Origin of the sequence: Photobacterium nomapromontoriensis, from assembly GCF_050336815.1 — a bacterium.
In the GTDB taxonomy this organism is placed as follows: Bacteria; Pseudomonadota; Gammaproteobacteria; order Enterobacterales; family Vibrionaceae; genus Photobacterium; species Photobacterium nomapromontoriensis.
In genome coordinates this window covers 68,679-89,717 of the sequence record NZ_JAKJSL010000022.1, presented here as the reverse complement: position 1 = coordinate 89,717, position 21,039 = coordinate 68,679, and the positions used below count along the sequence as shown (strand labels likewise).

17 protein-coding genes are annotated in these 21,039 nt (G+C 45.0%); 12 read left to right on the top strand and 5 right to left on the bottom strand.

All coding sequences use genetic code 11. The features are described from left to right. Nucleotides 1–21: 21 nt before the first annotated feature. Both L4D12_RS08395 and L4D12_RS08390 read right to left on the bottom strand, forming a co-directional pair. Entirely contained in the window at nt 22–1,506 is a 1,485-nt protein-coding gene (locus L4D12_RS08395) for a hypothetical protein (RefSeq protein ID WP_428447375.1), read from the bottom strand. Between the two features lie 189 nt (nt 1,507–1,695). Then, the gene (locus L4D12_RS08390) at nt 1,696–2,622 is read right to left on the bottom strand and encodes a M14 family metallopeptidase (RefSeq protein ID WP_428447374.1); all 927 of its coding nucleotides are present in this window, start codon (nt 2,620–2,622) and stop codon (nt 1,696–1,698) included. A gap of 202 nt (nt 2,623–2,824) precedes the next feature. Here L4D12_RS08390 and L4D12_RS08385 point away from each other — a divergent pair, with 202 nt between their 5' ends. The 4 genes from L4D12_RS08385 to L4D12_RS08370 all read left to right on the top strand — a co-directional run bounded on the left by L4D12_RS08385 (nt 2,825) and on the right by L4D12_RS08370 (nt 7,174). Continuing rightward, on the top strand, nt 2,825–4,303 hold the full coding sequence (locus L4D12_RS08385; protein ID WP_428447373.1) for an NAD-dependent succinate-semialdehyde dehydrogenase: 1,479 nt from the start codon (nt 2,825–2,827) through the stop codon (nt 4,301–4,303). A 159-nt stretch (nt 4,304–4,462) separates the two neighbouring features. After that, nucleotides 4,463–4,996 carry a molybdopterin adenylyltransferase gene (gene mog / locus L4D12_RS08380; protein WP_428447372.1) on the top strand — a complete coding sequence of 178 codons (534 nt, stop codon included), beginning with the start codon at nt 4,463–4,465 and terminating at the stop codon, nt 4,994–4,996. Between the two features lie 167 nt (nt 4,997–5,163). Continuing rightward, nucleotides 5,164–5,934: a beta cell expansion factor BefA gene (befA, locus tag L4D12_RS08375; RefSeq protein ID WP_428447371.1), complete on the top strand. Its 771-nt coding sequence runs from the start codon at nt 5,164–5,166 to the stop codon at nt 5,932–5,934. 220 nt (nt 5,935–6,154) lie between these two features. After that, nucleotides 6,155–7,174, top strand: coding sequence for an adenosine deaminase (locus L4D12_RS08370; RefSeq protein WP_428447370.1), 1,020 nt, complete (start codon nt 6,155–6,157; stop codon nt 7,172–7,174). 37 nt (nt 7,175–7,211) lie between these two features. Here the strand turns inward: L4D12_RS08370 and L4D12_RS08365 are convergent, their stop codons facing one another. Beyond that, nucleotides 7,212–7,754 (bottom strand): hypothetical protein, encoded by a 543-nt coding sequence (locus tag L4D12_RS08365; RefSeq protein WP_428447369.1) that lies wholly within the window; start codon nt 7,752–7,754, stop codon nt 7,212–7,214. Between the two features lie 89 nt (nt 7,755–7,843). On the opposite strand from L4D12_RS08365, the gene L4D12_RS08360 reads away from it, so the two are divergent. Both L4D12_RS08360 and L4D12_RS08355 read left to right on the top strand, forming a co-directional pair. After that, entirely contained in the window at nt 7,844–8,326 is a 483-nt protein-coding gene (locus L4D12_RS08360) for a glutathione peroxidase (RefSeq protein ID WP_428447368.1), read from the top strand. Between the two features lie 141 nt (nt 8,327–8,467). Then, entirely contained in the window at nt 8,468–9,040 is a 573-nt protein-coding gene (locus tag L4D12_RS08355) for a DUF2913 family protein (RefSeq protein WP_428447367.1), read from the top strand. A 26-nt stretch (nt 9,041–9,066) separates the two neighbouring features. Here L4D12_RS08355 and L4D12_RS08350 read toward each other — a convergent pair whose 3' ends face one another. Continuing rightward, nucleotides 9,067–10,038: a CHAD domain-containing protein gene (locus L4D12_RS08350; RefSeq protein WP_428447366.1), complete on the bottom strand. Its 972-nt coding sequence runs from the start codon at nt 10,036–10,038 to the stop codon at nt 9,067–9,069. Nucleotides 10,039–10,276: 238 nt separating this feature from the next. Between L4D12_RS08350 and hppD the strand changes: the two genes are divergently transcribed. The 3 genes from hppD to L4D12_RS08335 all read left to right on the top strand — a co-directional run bounded on the left by hppD (nt 10,277) and on the right by L4D12_RS08335 (nt 14,393). Then, nucleotides 10,277–11,335, top strand: a complete 1,059-nt coding sequence (gene hppD / locus L4D12_RS08345; RefSeq protein WP_428447365.1) for a 4-hydroxyphenylpyruvate dioxygenase — start codon at nt 10,277–10,279, stop codon at nt 11,333–11,335. 206 nt (nt 11,336–11,541) lie between these two features. After that, complete coding sequence (locus L4D12_RS08340; RefSeq protein WP_428447364.1) at nt 11,542–13,197, top strand: glycoside hydrolase family 13 protein; 1,656 nt, start codon at nt 11,542–11,544, stop codon at nt 13,195–13,197. Between the two features lie 101 nt (nt 13,198–13,298). After that, on the top strand, nt 13,299–14,393 hold the full coding sequence (locus tag L4D12_RS08335) for a tyrosine-protein phosphatase (RefSeq protein WP_428447363.1): 1,095 nt from the start codon (nt 13,299–13,301) through the stop codon (nt 14,391–14,393). Nucleotides 14,394–14,456: 63 nt separating this feature from the next. Here the strand turns inward: L4D12_RS08335 and glgX are convergent, their stop codons facing one another. Then, complete coding sequence (gene glgX, locus L4D12_RS08330; RefSeq protein WP_428447362.1) at nt 14,457–16,406, bottom strand: glycogen debranching protein GlgX; 1,950 nt, start codon at nt 16,404–16,406, stop codon at nt 14,457–14,459. Nucleotides 16,407–16,777: 371 nt separating this feature from the next. On the opposite strand from glgX, the gene L4D12_RS08325 reads away from it, so the two are divergent. The 3 genes from L4D12_RS08325 to L4D12_RS08315 all read left to right on the top strand — a co-directional run bounded on the left by L4D12_RS08325 (nt 16,778) and on the right by L4D12_RS08315 (nt 21,013). Next, entirely contained in the window at nt 16,778–18,088 is a 1,311-nt protein-coding gene (locus L4D12_RS08325; RefSeq protein WP_428447361.1) for a carbohydrate porin, read from the top strand. 136 nt (nt 18,089–18,224) lie between these two features. After that, nucleotides 18,225–19,133, top strand: a complete 909-nt coding sequence (locus tag L4D12_RS08320) for a MalM family protein (protein ID WP_428447360.1) — start codon at nt 18,225–18,227, stop codon at nt 19,131–19,133. Nucleotides 19,134–19,234: 101 nt separating this feature from the next. Continuing rightward, a complete protein-coding gene (locus L4D12_RS08315) occupies nt 19,235–21,013 on the top strand; it encodes an alpha-amylase family protein (protein ID WP_428447359.1) in 1,779 nt (592 codons plus the stop codon). The last annotated feature ends 26 nt before the right edge of the window (nt 21,014–21,039 follow it).

Genomic DNA, 21,039 nt, shown 5'->3' with positions numbered 1-21,039 from the left:
GCAATATGGCCAGCCTGAATCTCAGTCTATGCGTGGGACAAAAAACTGTTCAAATAAGTGCGGTTCATCAAAATGTCGCTCGCCAATAAAAGCCGTTGCATGATGACCGACTTGTCGCATAGTGCCGGGTGATGGGATACCAAATGGCCAGAGATAGGTGCTTTCAAGTCGCTCACTGGCGGGTAGCATGCCGTGTTCATCGAACAGACTTTTATTGACGCCATGGCGAGTCGGTAAGCTACGCAGTTGATCGTAGGGTATGCCGGGTATTGCACGAACTAAGTGCGGTGTTGGCCCCCATGAAACGTGTTTGATCATATGTTCACCATGCGACAGGGTCACTTGCAGCGCGTCGTTTGTAGCGTGCCGTAAGCGAGTGAGGATCAGCGGGGCTTCGGTATTAGGATCTAATGGGATTGATTGCAGTTTGTCGCTGAAATTAAATATCATGTGGTAGCAACCACAATGGTGGATACTGTCCATAAATAGCGGATTACCATGCTGATCAAGTGTTAAACGTAGCAGTACACCGTCAAATGGACCAGCATAAGGGTCGAGCGACGCAGTCGGTGTCCGGTTGGCAAACCAGAGGCTGTAATTGAGCTGAAGCAGTGTTTGGCCGTGAAAACGGGTGTAGCTGTGATCCAAATAGATAGCCGGTTGTGTAGCGTTAACACTGGGTGTATCACTCCAGTTGTATTCAACTGTACCGGGTTTATCATCGAGCGATGCAGATTCTACCGTTATTACCGGAGCATAATGGCGGTATAGCTGATCAAGTTGCTGCTGCGAGAACTGCGGCCACTGAAGGGTTGAATGATTTAACGCCTCGCTGAACCATTGGCTAATCTCGTGTTGTGTAATAGTTGGTGTATTGTCGACAGAGAGCTGATAGCTGATTTGATACCCATCTACAGGCTGGCTGAAGCCCGCTTTAATCCGTTTTGCCTCACTGATAATCGACGGTCCCGCCACGACTTTGGTTATTGGGTACAGGCCAAAAAAGCGTAACCATGGCTCATAACTTGAAGGAATACTGGGGGCGTGTTCGGTCAGCTGTTGCCAGTGGTCGTCATCTGTCATGGGGATCTGGGTCAGGCGATTGGCGCAGTAGTCCAGTGTTGGTAAATCAAAGCGTTGGTTGCTGACCATGTTGCTATATTCCGCATGACGTTGGCGTTGGCTGAGTTGGGCAACATACTTTAACCATTGCTGGCGGTCTTGCTGGGTCTTTACGCTAAGTAATTGCGCTTGGCTAAAACGGTCAAAGGCTAGATGGGGATACTGCGGCAAGGTAATGGACTGAGCATCGTTGATCTGTTGTCGTTGTACCTCTTGATTAAATGTAGATAGCTGGTTGTAACAGCTAGCTAATTCAGTGGCATAGAGGTTGGCGGCATAGTGCTCAGCTGAATGTGGACTAGCGGTACACCCAATGAGCAGTAAGCTGCTACTGAACAATACAGAGCAATAGAAGGCAACGGTAAAATATTTTTGGTTGAGCATGGTTGATTATCCATTGGAATAAGGACGAATACCTATCAAAAATGGATTCGAACTTTCCTTTTTTTATTTTTTGAATATCAACAGTCTATCGTTAACTTTCGGGTAGGTTTATCTTTTTCTTCGGATTACCGAAGAGAAGGGCACGCAAAAGCTGCGTACCCATTTATTATGCCAGAGGCAGATTTATGCTTATTTAGCCACACTCAGTACGTAATCTAATGCACCGGTCACTGCAGCAACCTGTGCATCGTTACATTCTCCATCGGTGACTTTATCGCTGTCTGGGTAGACTTCTGTCGTTGTACCATAGGTGCAGTCAGACAGGCCATTACACAGGCTGAGTTTTTTCAGTGGGTAATTGATCACCCCTTCTTGCGTAATCGGACAACCAATGATGTTACCCTCTGCATCGGCTGGGGCAATATGAGTGACATTGCGTACGGCATTGATGATCGCCGTCTGGAAATCAGCTTGGGGATTTTCAGTATCACCAACGGTGTAGAAGCCATCCGGCACGATGTCTTCTTCGTACGCTTCACCATCACGGGCCGCTAGCGCTGGGCGGAACTCCAGTTCATCGGTATCGGTAGTCTCATGCAGGTCGATATGAACATAGATTTCTGTATTCAATGCGTTAACCATCGCCATCAAAGCAGCAGACTCTTCAGCCGGACTGTCGGCATAGAATGCACGGTTAGGGTCAATGGTATTAGGATTCCAGCGGTTGATCGTTTCATAACCCCACGGGCTGACGCATGGTGCTACAACAATATTAAAGTAGTTGCTGTATTTATCTGCTTGGGAATCAACAAATTTCAGCGCACCATGCACGCCACTGGTTTCGTAACCATGTACGCCACCCGTAATCAGAACAGTCGGCTTGCTGTTATCCCAGTCGCGGCTTTTGATCGCGAACAGCGGGTATTTCTCAATGTCATAGCTCAAGGCGCCGTACTGGAAGACATCAAAGCGTGCTTGCAATGCCTTAATTTTACTGACGACATCGTCCTGATAAGAGCGCTTGATTGTCGTTTGTGCTAGCCATTGTGCTTTTTCTTCATCGCCCCAAGGTTGGCCCGGTGTGCCAATTGGCGTGTAATGGTGAGAGCTGTTCATGGTGAACCTTATTGTTGTAATTGTAACGTAGACAGACTAGCTGAATATTATACCCAAGCAGCCTCAAGATGCTCGTTTCAGCGAGAAGTTATTGGCTGCTAATCAAGGCATAGATCATCGAAATTGTCACAGTATGTGAAAAATTCTCCAGCATACAGTGAATTAAACGTCTTCACAGATTATAACTACAAGGTATATGCTAATGCCGTTTTCTTGCAAAGAGGTAGATACCGTGAAACTTAATGATTCAAGTTTATTGAAGCAGGCGTGTTATGTCGCTGGCCAGTGGGTGAGTGCATTGAATGACACGATGGATCCGGTGTTGAATCCATCAACCGGTAAACAGATTGCCCAAGTGCCTCACTTAGGTAAAGAAGAAACGCTAGCCGCAATTCATGCTGCTGACGTTGCACAAAAACAGTGGAAGCAGACGACAGCGAAAGAGCGCGCCAGTGTGTTGCGCTGTTGGTATACCTTAATTACCGATAATGCTGCGGATTTGGCGGCTATTCTTACCAGTGAGCAAGGTAAGCCGTTAGCAGAGGCAAAAGGTGAGATTGCTTATGCTGCCAGTTTTGTTGAGTGGTTTGCGGAAGAAGCCAAACGTGCGTATGGCGAATTGATCCCAAGCCATAAAGCAGGAACTCAGATCATGGTCAGCAAAGCGCCGATCGGTGTGGTTGGCGCAATCACGCCTTGGAACTTTCCTGCCGCGATGATCACTCGAAAATGTGCCCCTGCCTTTGCTGCAGGTTGTGCCGTTGTTCTTAAGCCTGCACCTGATACGCCATTAACTGCGTTTGCGTTAGCCGAGTTGGCTGAGCGCGCTGGAATACCCGCCGGATTATTTAGTGTACTGACGGGGGATGCAGTTGCCATCGGTAGTGCATTAACAGAGAGCAAAGTGGTGAAGAAAATCTCCTTCACCGGCTCAACGGCTGTTGGTAAGTTGCTAATGAAGCAGTCTGCGGCGACAGTAAAAAAAATGTCACTTGAGCTTGGCGGAAACGCGCCTTTTATTATCTGCGATGATGCCGATCTCGACGCCGCCGTTGACGGTGTGATGATTGCAAAATTTCGAAATGCCGGACAAACTTGTGTTTGTGCTAACCGGATTTATGTTCACGACAGTGTGTATGAGGCATTTACCAATAAGTTAGTAGAGCGAGTCACCCAGTTGAAAGTTGCCGATGGTTTTGAGCCCGATGCGCAGATTGGGCCGTTGATCAATGCTGCTGCGGTTAAAAAGGTGCAAAGCCATATTGATGACGCCATGGAGAAAGGTGCATCAATCGCTTATGGTCAGCCGCAGTTGGTTGGTACTAATTTCTTTCCGCCACATGTGCTCACGGATGTCACGGATGATATGTTGATCGCCAGTGATGAAACTTTCGGTCCGGTTGCCGCACTGTTCCGCTTTACTCACGATGATGATGTAGTGACCCGTGCAAATCACACTGATTCAGGGCTGGCGGCGTACGCTTATACTCGCTCCTTAAAACGTGCCTTCTATTTCAGTGACGCGTTGGATTACGGCATGGTTGGGATAAATGAAGGACTGATTTCAACAGAAGTCGCGCCATTTGGTGGTGTTAAAGAGTCAGGGCTTGGCCGAGAAGGCGCGCGACAGGGGTTGGATGATTACTTAGAAACAAAATACACCTTAATGGGTGGCTTATAACCAACACTGGATGTGAAAATCAATAAATCCGAAATTTAGCTATTTCATTGCCTGATTTTATTTTTACACTTAGGTATATTGAAAATATACCATTAATCGGCCAGCCAAATGCTGGTCGGTTTTATTACAGAATAACAAGGCTCAGCCTGAGGAATTTCCATGACAATAGCAAAAATCGGTATCGTCACCGTCAGTGATCGTGCAAGCGCCGGTGTGTACGAAGACATTTCAGGCCAAGCGATTATCGATACCCTCAATGATTATCTGACATCAGCGTGGGAGCCGGTGTATGAAGTGATCCCTGACGAGCAGGATGTGATAGAAGCCACCTTGATTAAAATGGCGGATGAGCAAGATTGTCACTTGATCGTGACAACCGGTGGCACTGGCCCAGCTAAGCGCGATGTAACCCCAGAGGCGACAGAAGCGGTGTGCGATCGTATGATGCCAGGCTTTGGTGAACTGATGCGTGCAGAGTCACTTAAGTTTGTTCCTACCGCTATTTTATCACGTCAGACCGCAGGCCTGCGTGGTGATAGTTTGATCGTGAACCTTCCGGGCAAGCCTAAATCTATCCGTGAGTGTTTAGATGCTGTATTCCCTGCCATTCCTTACTGTATCGACCTGATGGAAGGCCCATACTTGGAATGTAACGAAGCGGTCATTAAGCCTTTTCGCCCAAAGCAGAAGTAACGAGTCGCTCAAGATAAAAAATGAGAATTGGCGGTATTGCGCACGTTCTTGCTCTTCATCTTGAGGTAACTTATATAATTAAGGTCGAACTATCAGGTTCGGCCTTTTTTATGTGGGTAAGGAAATCCATAGCCTGTTAACTAAATGAGATGAGAAGGAGAGCGGTCATGAAGTTGAAAAAATTAGCTATTTTGTTGGCATTGGCTGTTGCCCCTGCACATGCTGGTTGGGACAAATTTAAAGAGTCTGCCGCTGAATTGGGTGACCAGGTGAGCGAAAGTTCCAAGAAAGCGTGGGATGATGTGTCAGCGTTCTCAAAAGAGAGTTGGGAGTCGGTCTCGGAATGGGGTGAGGACGCCTATAACACCGCAGGCGAATGGACAGATGCGTCGGTGGAGAAAAGTAAAGAATGGTTGGATGCCGCCGACGCCAAGCTTGATGATATGTTGGATCCGGATACTCCGGATGAAGCTCGCTATGCAATAGATACCATGGCGGATGCGGCGTTGATTCGCCTGTTTAATGAGCAGCCATCTGCAAAATTGTTGTTTGACAGCGCCTACGGTTATGCGGTGTTTGATTCACGCAAGTTTTCATTAATGCTGCATACAGACCAAGGTGCTGGTGTTGCGGTAAATCGCCAAACGGGTAAGCATACCTACATGAAGATGTTCGGTGCTGGTTTAGCTGCCGGACTCGGTGGTAAATTTTACGAGCAGGTTATTTTATTTGAAAATAAAAAAGCCTTTGATGGTTTTGTGACAGATGGCTGGGAAGCGACCTCTGAAGTTGGCGCGGTTGTCGGGACAGAAAGTGCTGAACTGAGTGCAAAGTATAATGGCGGGATGGCCATTTATCAGATTGGTGAAAAGGGCTTATTACTTGATGCCAACATATCAGGCTCAAAATACTGGATTGACACCGATCTTACCCAGTAACATTCCCAATGTAGCTTAGTTTCAACATTGCGTATCCTACTTTAGTTATCGTTGTTAATAGCTAAGGTAGGGTATTAACTGACAGTTGCAGGCTGTTATTGATACCAGGTAATGGTGGCATCGTTGCTAGCCGCGTAACTCATCCTCATCTACACTACTCTCATTGTTCTTGGCATCCTAAGTGAGCACCTTAGCGGGTCGTTGTTGATGGGGGAGCGTGATGAAAGGGTTTATTAGTGGCTTACCCAAGGTTGAATTACACCTTCATATTGAAGGTACACTTGAACCTGAAATGATGTTTTCTTTGGCACAGAAAAACGCAGTACCATTGCCCTTCGCGTCGGTTGAGGCCTTGCAAGCGGCTTATCAATATAATGATTTGCTTGATTTTATTCACTTATATTCCGAGGGGGCTCGTGTGTTATGCACTGAGCAAGATTTCTATGATCTGACTTGGGCCTACCTTCATCGTTGTAAGCAAGAACATGTACTTCACACTGAAATATTCTTTGACCCGCAAATGCATATACAAAATGGTGTTGCTTTCTCAACCGTGATTAATGGCATTGATCGAGCGTTGCTAAATGGACGAGAGCAACTTGGTATATCGAGCTGTCTAATATTGTGTTTTCTACGTCATTTGAACGAAGATGACGCAATAGCGACTTTCGAGTTAGCACTGCCTTATAAAGATAAAATCATCGCCGTGGGGCTCGATGGCGTAGAGCGTGGGAATCCGCCAGATAAATTTGCACGTGTATTTAAAATGGCGAGAGATGCTGGGTTTAAAACGGTTGCGCATGCGGGAGAGGAAGGTTTAGTGGACAATATCCGTACTGCGATTGAGCAACTGAAGGTGAACAGAATCGATCACGGTGTAAAGTGCACAGGTGAGCCGGCGCTGATTGAAACACTGCGTCAAACGCAGATCCCCCTGACATTATGTCCTCTTTCTAACATCAAGCTTCAGGTCTTTGAACGCATTGACGATCACAATATTGTTCAGTTACTGGATGAGGGACTGTGTATTACGATTAACTCTGATGATCCTGCCTACTTTGGGGGATACATGAATGCGAATTTTATGGCCGTAGCTGAAACATTTAACTTATCGAAATCGACCATGGCCCGTTTTACAAAAATGGCGATACAAGCCAGTTTCCTCAGTGGTGATGAAAAAGCAGCTTTACAAGCTCGGCTGAACCATTATCTGGACTTACAGTTTAAGCCTGTTATTTAAATGAGGTGTATTGCTAAGTTACCGCTATAGGCAGGCTTTAGCGTGACCACCATTTTTTCAGTAAGGCGATAAAGGTGGTTTTAGGGGCGTGAATGCGTGCTTGGTCGATGCCGATGTAATACGAGTGCATGAACTTTTGCCGAAGAGCCTCTTGTTGTTGCGGTGCCAAAGCGGTTATTAGTGATTGGCTGACCATGGTCGCCTGTTCGTTCGCATAGCTGTAATCAATGCCATTGTAGCCCTGACATAGTAACCATAATGAGGCGATCACGCTGACTTCTATGTGGTTCATCGTCGTGAATTTATCTGCATGGTTGGTGGCGACATGTTGACTAAACAGCTGTTGCATCTCATTGATTTTTAACTGAGTGGTGTTGAACTCCTCAAACGCCGTTTGAAATGATTGGGTGAACAGCCCTAATGCCAATCCACTTTGTGGTTTGTCGGCTTTTTGAGTGCAGACCTGAGTGAAAAACGCAGAACGATACTGGATAAATTGTCTGGTGTATTCGCGCTCGCCCTCGTCGAAAGGAAGTAAAGCCAAGCCAAATTGGGCGAGCATCTCATTAAGTGATTTCATTGTGTTACCGTGATTATATTTTGATTATTGTTCTAAATTAATCGCGTAATATACATTAATAACAGAATGAAAAACGAAAGGAAGTGGTTATGGCTGCATTTTATGAGTTATCGGCTAACAAGATAAATGGTCAAACGATCGCTATGAGTGAGTTCGCAGGGAAGGTGGTTTTGGTCGTCAACACCGCGAGTGAGTGCGGTTTTACCCCCCAATATCATGGTTTGCAGGAACTGTTTGATAAGTATGAAGATCAAGGCTTAGTGATTTTAGGCTTCCCTTGCAACCAGTTTGGTGGTCAGGAACCGGGTGGCAATGATCAGATAGAGCATGTCTGCCAGCTCAATTATGGTGTGACATTTCCTATGTTTGAAAAGATTGATGTTAATGGTGCAGACAGTCACGCGATTTTCAAATATCTGACTAAAGCCTTACCGGGTTTGATTGGGCAGAAAATTAAGTGGAATTTCACCAAGTTTTTGATTGGTCGCGACGGAAAGCCGTTGAAGCGTTATGCGCCAACCAAAACGCCGCAGTCTATCGAGCAAGATATCATACGGGCGCTGCGACAGTGATCATTGTGGGAACAGCGAGGTAGAAACCGGCTGTTCCGCTTCTTGTTTGTTCGTTCAAAATAGAAATTAGTGGACGCGACTGACTTTTTACGTTATTGGGAGTATGATAATTGTTAATATCAGTTCCAATGCAGTACTTGAATGAATAAATCTCAATTATTATTAGATGTCTGTACTAATGCCTTATTACATCTAGAGTTTAAGAAACTTGATAAACGCCTGACTAATGCTGAGATGAATAACTTACTTGTTCAGTATCTCAAACGAATGGGTAAGGCAGAGCAGTATCGAGTCGTTAGAAAGTCAATAAAAAAATGGTTACTTTTAAATCGGCAGTCAAATGCAAGTTTGGAATACATTTTAGACGAGGAACGAGAGCGTCTGATGCAGACGAGTTCCACAGATTTGTTTCAATTTGTGGAACTTATCAGTGAAATAGAATCTCAACTTAACACCAAAGTGCAGTATTCTCAGGCTCGAAATATCGACTTAAATGCTCGATATGGAGAGGTGCTAGTGTGTGTGGTCGATGATGATCTTACATCGAGTTTTGATGACCATGGATTAATGATCAAATCCACTCAAATTCTATTTATTGGCTCAGAGGAACACAAAAACATTTTTTCTGTTGCCGTTGATAAAAGCATTTGTTTCCAGTCGGTAGTGGGTTACGAAGATGAAACCCATCTACGTGTCGAGTTGTTCCGCATGTAACTACAGTGTACCCGACTAGCATCGAATTAAGATTTGTCTGTTGGGTACAGGCAATGATACAGGTCGAGATTATTCGGCTGATAAAACGCGTTTATTTGGTCCAGTGTTACTTGTTTGATTTGCTGGTATTGCGTTTGGGTGAGCGCTATAAGTTCTGTCATCGCCTGTTCGCGTGCGCTACCGCTTTTTTCGTTAGTAAGATACTGTTTTACTAACTGGCGTTGTACCGAAAGATCATTGAAGTCACCCAATTGATCTTGCAGTAACTTAAGTTGGCTGATCTGCTGTTTGGTCTTTTTACGGGGTAAAAGTGGGGTGAAATACTCCAACAGATAGCGTAATTTTTTGCAGCAGATCCTCAGTCGGTGAATTGCGTTATCATGGCTGTTTACATTAATGCCCATGCATCGGTTCTCGACCTTTGTAAAGTGATACCACAAGATATTGTGTACCCGTGTTGCCGCTGGTTGTCTTCCTTCTTCCGTCGATTGATACGCTAATTCATCCAGTAAGCGGCTAATGAGCAGGCATTGCTGGTGGTAGGTATCAGATTTTAGCCATCGTTTTAGTTCTTTTAGCGTTTTACGTCTTTCATCTTGTATGTCATCGAAGAATCGGGTTAGCCCCTTATGGTGAGTGTGTGCAAGTTCCGAGAAGTAGTCATCCATTTTCATCAGAAGTACGTCAAGATCCCGCAATGAATTGGTGTGTTGCATAAGGGTTTTTAGCTCTCGTTTAAGCCTGTCTGCTGGTCCTTTCTCAAAAAGATTGCTAAGTAAGCCGATCAGTGAACGGCTACGTCGGAGAGATACCCGATATTGATGTAAAAATTCCTCATTGTCGTCACGAATTATACCCAGTTCATGGCGCCGAGCATGTTCAAACTCATGATAGAGAAATTGGACCGTAGGCGGGTGGATTTCCATATTGGGGGTGAGTTTGACCGTAGGCTTACGGCGTTTAGGAAGGGGTTGTTGATCGCGTTTAGTGACAGACATACTACATCTTGTGGTTACCTGAGTTTATTAACTTTAGTGTGTTATTGGCGGTGAAGTTGCATGATTGCTGAGACGCAGCGTTTAAAGAAGAGTCAGGATGTTGGGTTGTACTGGGTGTTGGCAAGCAGGCTTTACAATGTGGATTTACAACCGTTGGCTTTCGTTTGCAGTGTAAACTTCTCACCTCTTATGTGTAACTGCTAATCCTTTAGAACGTGCAGTTACACAAGAGGCTGACATGATGATCGATAATCCACTGGGTACTGATGGCTTTGAGTTTGTGGAATATACCGCACCGACAGGAGAGGGTATTGCGGGTCTGAAGCAATTATTTCATCAAATGGGATTTGCGGAGGTGGCTAAGCATAAGCATAAATCGGTCTGGTTATATCGCCAGGGTAATATTAATTTCATTGTTAACGGTGAGAAGCAGTCGCAGGCCGAGGGCTTTGCCGACATGCACGGTGCAAGTGTGAATGCGATGGCATTCCGGGTAGCCGATGCTGCGTATGCGCTATCTTATGCAGTAAAGCAAGGCGCTAAGGTCTGTGCTCCTCATGCTGGACCGATGGAGCTCAATATTCCGGCGATATATGGTATCGGTGATTCATTGATTTATCTTGTTGATCACGCCAGTGATCTGGACATATATGATGTCGACTTTGCGTATTATCCAGACTATCAGGAACGGTTGGCAGCCGTTGATGCAGGACTTAAAGATATTGACCATCTTACCCATAATGTACAACACGGTAATATGGATCGCTGGGCTGAATTTTATGAGCGTATTGCCAATTTCCGTGAAATACGGCACTTTGATATTAAAGGCAAAATGACGGGCTTGCAATCACGTGCTATGACAGCCCCTTGCGGTAAAATTCGAATCCCGATCAATGAATCCAGCGATGACAAATCTCAAATTGCCGAGTACCTGAGCCAATACAATGGGGAAGGGATCCAGCATATCGCATTGAGTACTGATGATATTTTTGCGACGGTATCGGCCCTCAAGGTAGGTGGGGTGGTGTTTATGGACACACCTGACACTTATTATGAGGGGATCAATAAACGTGTTGAAGGCCACCATGAAGACGTAGAGAAACTTCAGGAACTTAAGATTCTGATCGATGGTGATGAAACAGGGATCTTGTTGCAGATTTTTACCGATACGGTCATTGGGCCGGTATTTTTTGAGATTATTCAGCGTAAGGGTAATGAAGGATTTGGTGAAGGGAATTTCCAAGCGTTATTTGAATCCATTGAATTGGATCAAATGCGTCGAGGGGTATTAGGATGAATGAACCCAAATGTGCCAACAATCTCACAGTTATTTAAATGCATCACAAACGGATAAGGCGTGTTGTTGTGATCTGTATCACCACTATTGGTGGTGATATAGGTAATACCTATATCAAGGCACCGTTTATGTATTTTTCTGTGTGTGATTAGCGCTTTACACTATGGCTAACGTTGAGAACAACATTATTTCTTGAGGGCTTAGCCATGAACGTAACACCTAAATGGTGGCATGATGCGGTTGTCTACCAGATCTATCCACGTAGTTATTGTGACTCGAATAATGATGGAATGGGCGATCTGCGCGGTATCATCAGTAAACTGGATTATTTACAGAAACTGGGTGTGAATGTGTTGTGGCTATCGCCGGTCTATCAGTCACCGATGGACGACAATGGCTATGATATTTCGGACTATCAAGCTATCGCGCCGGAGTTCGGTACCATGGCCGATATGGATGAGCTGCTAGCCCAGGCAAAGCAGCGTGATATTCGTATTATTATGGACTTGGTCGTTAACCATACTTCTGATGAACACCCTTGGTTCAAAGAAGCACGACAGTCAAAAGATAACCCATACCGTGATTACTATATTTGGCGCAAACCCAATGAAGATGGCAGTGTGCCGGATGAAATGGGATCGGTATTTGGTGGCAGTGCCTGGGAATTTGACGAGCATACCGGCGAGTATTTTTTTCATATATTCTCTAAGCGCCAGCCAGACTTGAATTGGGAGAACCCGAAAGTTCAAGAAGATGTGCATAAGATGATGAACTGGTGGCTCGATAAAGGCGTTGGCGGGTTCCGTCTTGATGTTATTGATCTGATTGGCAAAGAAATCGATAACAAAATCACGGGCAATGGTCCTCGCTTACATCCACTTATTCAGCAGATGAACCGTGCGACATTTGGTGATAAAGATGTCTTAACGGTTGGTGAAACGTGGGATGCAACCCCTGAGATCGCCAAGCTCTACAGTAACCCAGCACGAGAAGAATTCTCGATGGTATTCCAGTTTGAGCACATCAGCCTGACATGGAAGCACGGGGACAAGTGGTCGCCAATTCCGCTCGATTTACCTGCGCTGAAGCGCGTGCTGACCAAATGGCAGGTAGAACTAGCTGATGAAGGGTGGAACTCATTATTCTGGAATAATCATGATCTACCTCGTATCGTGTCGAAATACGGCTGCGAAGGCCAATATAGGGTTGAGTCAGCGAAAATGTTGGCGACGACGCTGCACATGATGAAAGGTACGCCTTATGTCTATCAGGGTGAAGAAATTGGCATGACCAATGTCACTTTTGAAAGCATTGATGACTATCGTGACATTGAAACGCTGAATTTCTACAAAGTGCGTACTGAAAATGGCGTATCGCCTGACGATCAGTTGGCGGCCATTCATGTGAATAGCCGCGATAATGCGCGTACCCCGATGCAGTGGGATGAGTCTGAAAACGGTGGCTTCTCAACGGCACAACCGTGGATCAAGGTGAACCCGAATTACTCGAACATTAATGTGGCGCAAGCGTTGGATGACCCGAATTCGGTGTTCTACCATTACCAGCAATTGATCGCCCTGCGTAAAACGATGCCTGTGATTGTTTACGGCGCGTTTGAACCCGTGTTCGAAGAGCATGAAACGGTATTTGGCTATCTGCGTTCTAACGATGAACAGCGAGTGTTTGTGTTGAGCAATTTCAGTGCTCAGACGGTGACTCTGGATATTCCTGCATCATTACAAGCAAGTCATGTGGACTGTTTGATTAGTAACTATGAAGCCCCGACTGTATTGTCTGAGACAATAACACTGAAACCGTATGAGTCATTTGCCGTCGTGTTATTTACGAACGAGTTGAAGTAGATATTAATTTGAAGCCCTTACCATATGATTTTGGTAGGGGCTTTTTCATTGATGATCACCAATGCGGACGCCCTCGTTTGTGACGATTTATAGGTATTTAAATGATGCACCATATTCGGCAGCATGATGGCAATATTACGGTTTATCTCCCACTGAAAGAGCGGGATATTTATCTGGTAGGTACGTTTAGTCAGTGGCAAGTGCAGCAGCGTTTTAAAATGCAGTCGTGTGGTGGTCAGCTGATACTGACGGTTCCGTTTGAGCCGCTCAATAAAATCGGTAACTCAGGGTATATTGAGTTTTACTTTTGGGATGACGCTGCGCAATTACCGTTACCCATACCATCGGACCTTTCAGCGGGTTATTACTTTAATAATCAGTGTAATCAAGGCCATAATTTACTTCTGTTTCCCACATCGCCTTCCACATCAGAATTACTCACTATCGCTGACTTATCCAATCAGTCGCTAACGATTAAGCAGTGTGAAACGGAATTTGACTCGGTTAAACAGCTTGCCAATTTTCGGGCTGTCACGGGTGGGGCATTAGCACCAGATAGACTTTATCGAAGTTACCACCCAGTGCTGGCATCACGGCAGAATCACCCGCAGTTGAAGTCGATTGAAATTGTACGTCAGAAGGCGGTGAGAGCCCTGTTTGAACAGGCTGGTATTCAGACGGTCATTAATCTGTCGGAAACTACGAGTGAGCTTGTTCAGGCAATGGAAACGGCACCAGACTCTGCTTATAAGCAATGTTGGCAAGAGCGGCGTGTTCATTGCGTGCCGATGGCCTATGAAACAGTTTATTTTATGTCTGACCGTGATGAGTCCTTTCTGCCTAATGAGCTAGGTTTTCAGTCTGGTATACGGGAAGTGATCAATATTGTTGCCAGTCAACCAGGTCCGTATCTGGTGCATTGCCGATTAGGCTCTGACCGCACTGGCGTTGTATCAGCGTTTTTACAGTTACTGATGGGAGCTGAGGTCGTTGATATTGAGCAGAGCTACTTGATTACCAACCAGTTAGGGATCGGTGAGTATCGGTCATTTAAATTATTGCGTCATGCATTGGTAACAAGCTTGGGAGTCAATTGTTTTGAGCCGGAGGTGGATTGTGTTGGTGAGTATCTGGCTACTTTAGGGATCTTTCCTGAGATTATCGAGAGGGCAAGAATGCACCTTGCTGGTGGTTGAAAGCTAATCATGGTGTAATTTGCCGAGCGAAGATTAGCCCGGCAAATAGGTACGGTGTTTGAGTTACGCCCGATACAAAATCGTTAATGATAAGGCACTTTGCATATAAGTCGTTTGGACCTGACGAGTGGTGTGGTTGCCTTCTGAGGTATCACAGACAATGTGCCATTTGCTGCCTTCCGGTAATCGGTATCGGGTTGGAATGGTAGAGTTGTTGATGAGGTACATCAGTTCATGGCCGTCTTTATACAAGCCAAGGAATAAGGCGAAAGCTTCAATGCTCTGCCAATCATCCCCGTTCATCAATTGACCATTAGACCGTTTCCAATTTACGCGGTGATGGCCCCTTTTCGACCCGCTGAATTCACGGATAAACGGTACCATGATATTTTTTCGTTTCATGATCATCGTGGCGAACCAGGCTCGAAATTCATCGCTGTCGTTGGTGGTTTGCCAGTTTGCCCAGCTAATCTCATTGTCCTGACAATAGGCGTTATTATTACCACCTTGGCTATGCGATAACATATCAACTGCCAATACATGAGGGATGCCAAAACTAAATAACAGTGTTGCCATTAAATTACGTTTTTGGCGTTCTCGGCGGCATAGCACGGCGTAGTTGTCGGTTTCACCTTCTATTCCTTGATTGTTCGATCGGTTATCACCATGTCCATCTCGATTTTTTTCACCATTGGCTTGGTTATGCTTGTTGTTATATGACACCAGATCTTGCAGAGTAAAACCGTCGTGATAAGTAATGAAATTAACCGGTAATTTATCGGGCCATTTACCAGCACTGAATAAATCCCGTGATCCCATTAAACGTGTAGCAAATTCTTTGGTATTGTTTTCGTGACAAAGCCAGTAGCTTTTTACGGTATCACGAAACTTATCATTACATTCATTCCAACCTCGAGGGAAATAACCAAGTTGGTACCCATCGGGTCCAATATCCCACGGTTCCGCGATCAGTTTGACCTGTCGAAGAATAGGATCTTGAGCAATAGCTTTAAAGAAAGCACTCTGAGTGTTGAAACTGTCACCATAACGACCAAGCGTCGTGGCAAGATCAAACCGAAAGCCATCAATTTGATAATGGTTGACCCAGTGTCTGAGAGTATCAAGTACAATGTTGAGGCTGGGTTGGTATCTCAAATCAACGGTGTTACCACAGCCAGTGTGGTTGCAGTAGTTTTTATTAGTGTCTTGGAGGTAATAGCTTTTGTCTAGGGCTTTAAAATGAAATGTTGGTCCTCCATCACCGCCTTCTGCGGTATGGTTTAAAACAATATCCATGATCACTTCGATACCGTTCTTATGCAGTTCTCGCACCATGGTTTTCATTTCAGTAACTGCATCAAAGATAGCGTAGCGGGGTTCAGGAGCCATGAAGCATAAGCTGTTATATCCCCAATAGTTAACTTTATCCATTTTGAGCAAGTGTGGTTCAGACATGCAAGACGTCACAGGAAGGAGCTGTAATGAGGTCATACCATGCTGTTTGAAGAACGCAATCATTGTTGGGTGGCACAGACCAAGGTAGGTACCTTGTAATGATTCGTCTAGTTTTGGATGTTGTTTGGTGAAGCCTTTGACGTGGGTTTCAAACAAGACTGTTTCTTCACGGGGGATTTGGGGTAAGACAGTATCTTGCCAGTCAAAATTATGGTCAATGACAACTGACTTTGCAAACTGCCAGCTTTTTTCAGCGGTAAAGGGCTCGACATAATCTGGGATAGAATCCAGTGCTTGTGAATAGGGATCTAAAATTAAGCGGAATTCATTTTTATCTTTGATTTGATAACCATAAACTTGGCCATTTTTGATCCCGGGAACAAACGTGTAGTGAATGTCTAAATATTGATTATCAAGATCAATGAGATGCTTGTTGTTGTTCTCGTCAAATAAAACCAAATTAATGTTTTTGCTTTCTGAGCTGTGAATGGCAAAATTACAACCCTGATCACATAATGTAGCCCCAAGTGGAAATGGCTGAGCTAATTTAGCGAACATTTTATAAATCTCTTAGAAAAATTGACACATTATTACCTGCTATTAAATAGGGAAAATTGTTTCAGTCAAGCAATGATTATTTTTAAAAAAAGTTTGATGTTATTCTCTATCTGAATAATCCAATTAGATGATAATTTGGTGATTAGCCTCTAATTTCGAACGTTAGTTTTGTAATTTTATTTCAGAATTACGCCTAACCTTCGTGAGGCGTATCACGAAAACTCTCTCATCCCTTTTTCCTACGCCCCCGTCATCCTCCCATCTCATCCCTGTGCTGGGATGATGCGTGTATTTACATCAACGTTGAATATGAGTCCTGAAAAGATTGCTAGAGAGCAGTCGAGATATAAATATAATAAAGGGATATTCCTATGAAACATAAGTTAGTACCCGTAGCAGCGGCATTACTTACTGCGCTAACCTCATACAACGTAGCTGCTGAATCAGCCACAGATATTCTAACCGATGGTTGGGAAGTACATGGTTATGGTTCGATGAACTACCGTATGAATGATGGCCAATCATTTGATACTGAATTCGGTAAGCCAGATTATAAAACAGTCGGTACATACGGAAAAAGTAGTTCTCAGGTTGAGTTTGTTCTGAAGAAACATACTGAGTTCGCAAATGGTGTATACAGTGATTTCGTAACTCGTACCGAATACGGCAATGGTGACTCCTTCTATTACACTTCTTCTGGCGCCGAAAAGAAAAATGACGTTGCACAGCTTGAAATTAAAGAAGCTTACGTTCTTTTAGGTAACCTTCCTTACTTGCCAGAAAATTCAGAAGTTTGGGCGGGTCGACGTTTCCTAAATCGCGCTGCAAGTGGTTTATCTGGTGAGTTCTGGAAGCAGTCTTCAGGCACGGGTGCTGGCTTTGAAACAAAATTCGATAATGGACATCGTGGCGGTATCGCACTGATGTCTGCAGACCCAGAAGCGGGCTTACCGGCTGATGAGCGTCCAGCAGATGGTGATCGTACAACGGTTAGCTCTCTTGATTTCTACTACTATGGTGTTCAGGCATTAGGTGGTAGCTTAGATTTTGATCTGAAAGTTATGCATCGTGCAAATCAAGATCCTAAAGTCGGTTCCGATCCGGCTGAAGACGGCGTGGGTATGTCTGTCACTTATAACCGTGATTACTACGGTTTCAGTGGCTGGTCTCAGACCGGTCTTGCATACGGTAAAGGTCTTGCATCTAACCGCGGTGTGAACTTCGGTGGCTGGAGCACACTAGAGGATTCTGGTGAATCCATTTTCTTCACAACCTACGGTGTGGCGAATCTTGGTACTAACTGGCAGATGGGATCTGAAATTACATGGTTCCAAGCTTTAGATACACTCTTTGGTGCTGAAGATCTTAAGCGCGGTATCATTGCGGTTCGTCCAACTTACAAAGTAAATGATAATTTCCGTTGGGAATTCACTGGCTCATTTGCTTATGAAGACGGTAAGGATGGTTACTGGGGCCGTACTGGCGATGCCGTTGATAGTCAAATCTGGAATGGTGAAGTTGCTGCTGTATTTACAGTGAATGCTGACTACTTCGGTCGCCCACAGATTAAACCTTATGTTAGCCACATAATGGCAGATGATGAAGCCAGTGCTAAACAGTTAGGTATTAAAGATGGTGACAACGAAACAGTATTCGGTGTTCATGCTGAAATCTGGTTCTAAATGATGTGATTATGAAGGCAGCCCTCGGGCTGCCTTTTTGAGGTATATCTCTATGGTTTTTGGGATAGTGAGAGCTCCAGAAATAATAAAAATATACCTACAAATGCCTAAAATCAGTAAAGGTATGGGAGAAAAAATGAACAGTATTAAAACGACGTTAGCTGCATTGCTTGTTGCTACTCTGGCTGGTTGCGCTACTTCCCAAGTTGTTGATCTTCCAAGTAAAGATATCGTGATTACTCAGCAAGCTTGCTGTGAAATGTACAGTGAGTTTGCTTGGATCCCGATGCAAGGCGAGAATATTGATTTCGCCATCGATGAGTATTCACAGGTCGGGGAATTTGAAGATGGTCGCAGTTATTTCGCCGGCTTCGTTCTGCCGAAGAATGTTGAGCGGATGCAGGTAGAACTCAAAAGCTGGATGCGCAGCAGCGGTGTGCTAGCCCCGAAAGTACTGTTACTCAGTCCCGAGTTTCAAGTAGTAAAAACCATTGAGCTGATGGACTTTGACGTCAAGTTATCAGATATGTTCCGCTTATCCAGCTATCAGGACCGCTTTACCATGGATCAAGCGACAACGCCGTATATGGTGGTGTATTCACCATTTGAATATCGTCAGGGAGAGATTCAGATCCCTCATCCTGAGCGGGTACGTGCCGAAGAACTGGGCCTGGCTCGACCAATGGTGACTGATCCGACTATTGAGCATCAAAAATACGGTTTACTTGAGTTGGATTTAAAACCGCTGGCGCTGCGATCATACCGAGCAGGCGAGGTGACTAGCCAAGAGCAAGCAGCAGCTAACGTCAAAGAGGCAGTGCCGAGTGTGGCGAAAGAGGTTGCCCTTACTACTGTGGAAACAACCAAAGCCGCATCTACCGCTTCTTATTCGATGTTGCCGGAAAGCGAAGCATTCTATAACAGCCAGATAAAAGCGGCTGTCGCCAGTAAAGATATGAAAAAAGCCCTTAAGTTAATGGAAGAGGCGAAGCGCGCGGGCTCACCAAGTGCTGAGGCGACGTTTTTGGAACTTATACAACACTAAGTTTTTATCAAGTTATTATCGCTAACGGGTAGACAGTTGTCTGCCCGTTGTTATTAAGAGAACAGGTTATGATCAACGATTCCGATCACGTTAAGGAAAACATGAAACCTAGTAAGTATGTTGTTTATCAGGTTTTTACCCGGTTATTTGGTAATACTCACTCAACCAGTCTCCCGTGGGGGACCCGAGGGGATAATGGGGTCGGTAAGTTCAATGATTTTACTGAACGTGCATTAACAGAAATAAAAAAGCTGGGAGTGACACATATCTGGTATACCGGTGTGCCGCATCATGCTTTGGTAGCCGATTATTCTGCCTGGGGGATCAGTCAAGATCATCCGGCTGTTGTGAAAGGCCGGGCAGGATCACCATATGCCGTGAAAGATTACTATAACGTCAACCCAGATTTAGCCGTCGATCCGGCCAATAGACTGGATGAGTTCAAAGCCCTGATCGCGCGTAGTCATCAGTGTGGCTTGAAAGTGATCATCGATATTGTGCCTAATCATGTTGCGCGACAGTATCAGGGGCTGACCAACCCGGATGGAATCGAGGATTTTGGCTGCAACGATGATACTCACGTAGAGTATCATCGTGAGAATAATTTTTATTATATTCCGGATCAGCCTTTTCGACTGCCTGCATACGAAGCGGGTTTTGAGCCGCTGGGTGGAGAGGCGCATCCATTGTTGCAAACACCGTATGTAGAATCTCCGGCGAAATGGACGGGGAATGGATCACGTTTAGCGCAACCGACATTTGATGATTGGTATGAGACCGTCAAAGTGAACTACGGTATTCGTCCTGATGGCACGAAAGATTTTGATGAATTACCGGAGGGTTATGCACAGAAGGGTCATGGTGAACACTATGCATTTTGGCAGCAAAAAAGTGTGCCGAATTCGTGGGTGAAATTTCGTGATATCGCATTGTACTGGCTGTCGATGGGGGTTGATGGATTCCGTTATGATATGGCTGAAATGGTGCCTGTAGAGTTTTGGAGTTATATGAATTCCGCGATTAAGCAGGTGAACCCCGAAACGTTCTTGATGGCAGAAGTCTACCAGCCAGCGCTGTATCGTAATTATATTCAGCTGGGTAAAATGGATTACCTGTATGACAAGGTGGATCTGTATGATGCCATTAAATTGGTGATGCAGGGTAAAGGTTCGACCGATGCGATTGCACAGGTGCAAGCGCCGCTGATGGATATTGAACACCATATGCTGCACTTTTTAGACAACCATGACGAGCAGCGTATCGCGAGTCCGGAATTTGCGGGTGATGCGAAAAAGGGGATGCCTGCCATGTTGGTTTCGACAACGCTCAGTACCTCGCCGACCATGGTGTATTTTGGTCAGGAAGTTGGAGAGGCAGGCGAGCAGGATGCCGGTTTTGGTCGCCATTCTCGAACGACAATTTTTGATTATTTTGGCGTACCAAGTCACCAACGTTGGATGAATAACGGTGCGTTTGATGGTGGGCAGTTAACGGATGCGGAACATGAACTGCGTGACTTCTATCAGCGACTGTTGAATTTTTCACTTAACAGCACAGCCATGCTTGGACATTACCAAGAAATCCACTGTTATAACCAAGAAAATAGCCGTGGTTATAATGGTCAGCAATTCTGTTTTAGTCGTTTTGACCATCATCAGAAATTACTGATTTTGGTTAATTTTGCAGAGATTGAACAGGGCGGTGTTCAGATCAAACTACCAGTATCCTTGATTGACGCATGGCAGTTGATGGATGGCGAGTATTGGCTCACTGAGCAGTTATACGGGCAACAAAGAGTCAAGCTGAATGTCATCGATGGACAAGGAGAGATACAACTTGATGTGCCTCCTTTAGCGTCATGGATTTTTCAGTTGGATTAACTGGAGTATCACGCAGATGAGAGAAT

Coding starts and splice junctions, on each gene's coding strand:
- L4D12_RS08360 (WP_428447368.1), top strand. CDS start 7,844: ATGGCTGCATTTTATGAGTTATCGGCTAACAAGATAAATGGTCAAACG.
- L4D12_RS08350 (WP_428447366.1), bottom strand. CDS start 10,038: ATGTCTGTCACTAAACGCGATCAACAACCCCTTCCTAAACGCCGTAAG.
- L4D12_RS08340 (WP_428447364.1), top strand. CDS start 11,542: ATGAACGTAACACCTAAATGGTGGCATGATGCGGTTGTCTACCAGATC.
- L4D12_RS08395 (WP_428447375.1), bottom strand. CDS start 1,506: ATGCTCAACCAAAAATATTTTACCGTTGCCTTCTATTGCTCTGTATTG.
- mog (WP_428447372.1), top strand. CDS start 4,463: ATGACAATAGCAAAAATCGGTATCGTCACCGTCAGTGATCGTGCAAGC.
- L4D12_RS08320 (WP_428447360.1), top strand. CDS start 18,225: ATGAACAGTATTAAAACGACGTTAGCTGCATTGCTTGTTGCTACTCTG.
- hppD (WP_428447365.1), top strand. CDS start 10,277: ATGATGATCGATAATCCACTGGGTACTGATGGCTTTGAGTTTGTGGAA.
- L4D12_RS08390 (WP_428447374.1), bottom strand. CDS start 2,622: ATGAACAGCTCTCACCATTACACGCCAATTGGCACACCGGGCCAACCT.
- glgX (WP_428447362.1), bottom strand. CDS start 16,406: ATGTTCGCTAAATTAGCTCAGCCATTTCCACTTGGGGCTACATTATGT.
- L4D12_RS08370 (WP_428447370.1), top strand. CDS start 6,155: ATGAAAGGGTTTATTAGTGGCTTACCCAAGGTTGAATTACACCTTCAT.
- L4D12_RS08335 (WP_428447363.1), top strand. CDS start 13,299: ATGATGCACCATATTCGGCAGCATGATGGCAATATTACGGTTTATCTC.
- L4D12_RS08325 (WP_428447361.1), top strand. CDS start 16,778: ATGAAACATAAGTTAGTACCCGTAGCAGCGGCATTACTTACTGCGCTA.
- L4D12_RS08385 (WP_428447373.1), top strand. CDS start 2,825: ATGCCGTTTTCTTGCAAAGAGGTAGATACCGTGAAACTTAATGATTCA.
- L4D12_RS08355 (WP_428447367.1), top strand. CDS start 8,468: ATGAATAAATCTCAATTATTATTAGATGTCTGTACTAATGCCTTATTA.
- L4D12_RS08365 (WP_428447369.1), bottom strand. CDS start 7,754: ATGAAATCACTTAATGAGATGCTCGCCCAATTTGGCTTGGCTTTACTT.
- befA (WP_428447371.1), top strand. CDS start 5,164: ATGAAGTTGAAAAAATTAGCTATTTTGTTGGCATTGGCTGTTGCCCCT.
- L4D12_RS08315 (WP_428447359.1), top strand. CDS start 19,235: ATGAAACCTAGTAAGTATGTTGTTTATCAGGTTTTTACCCGGTTATTT.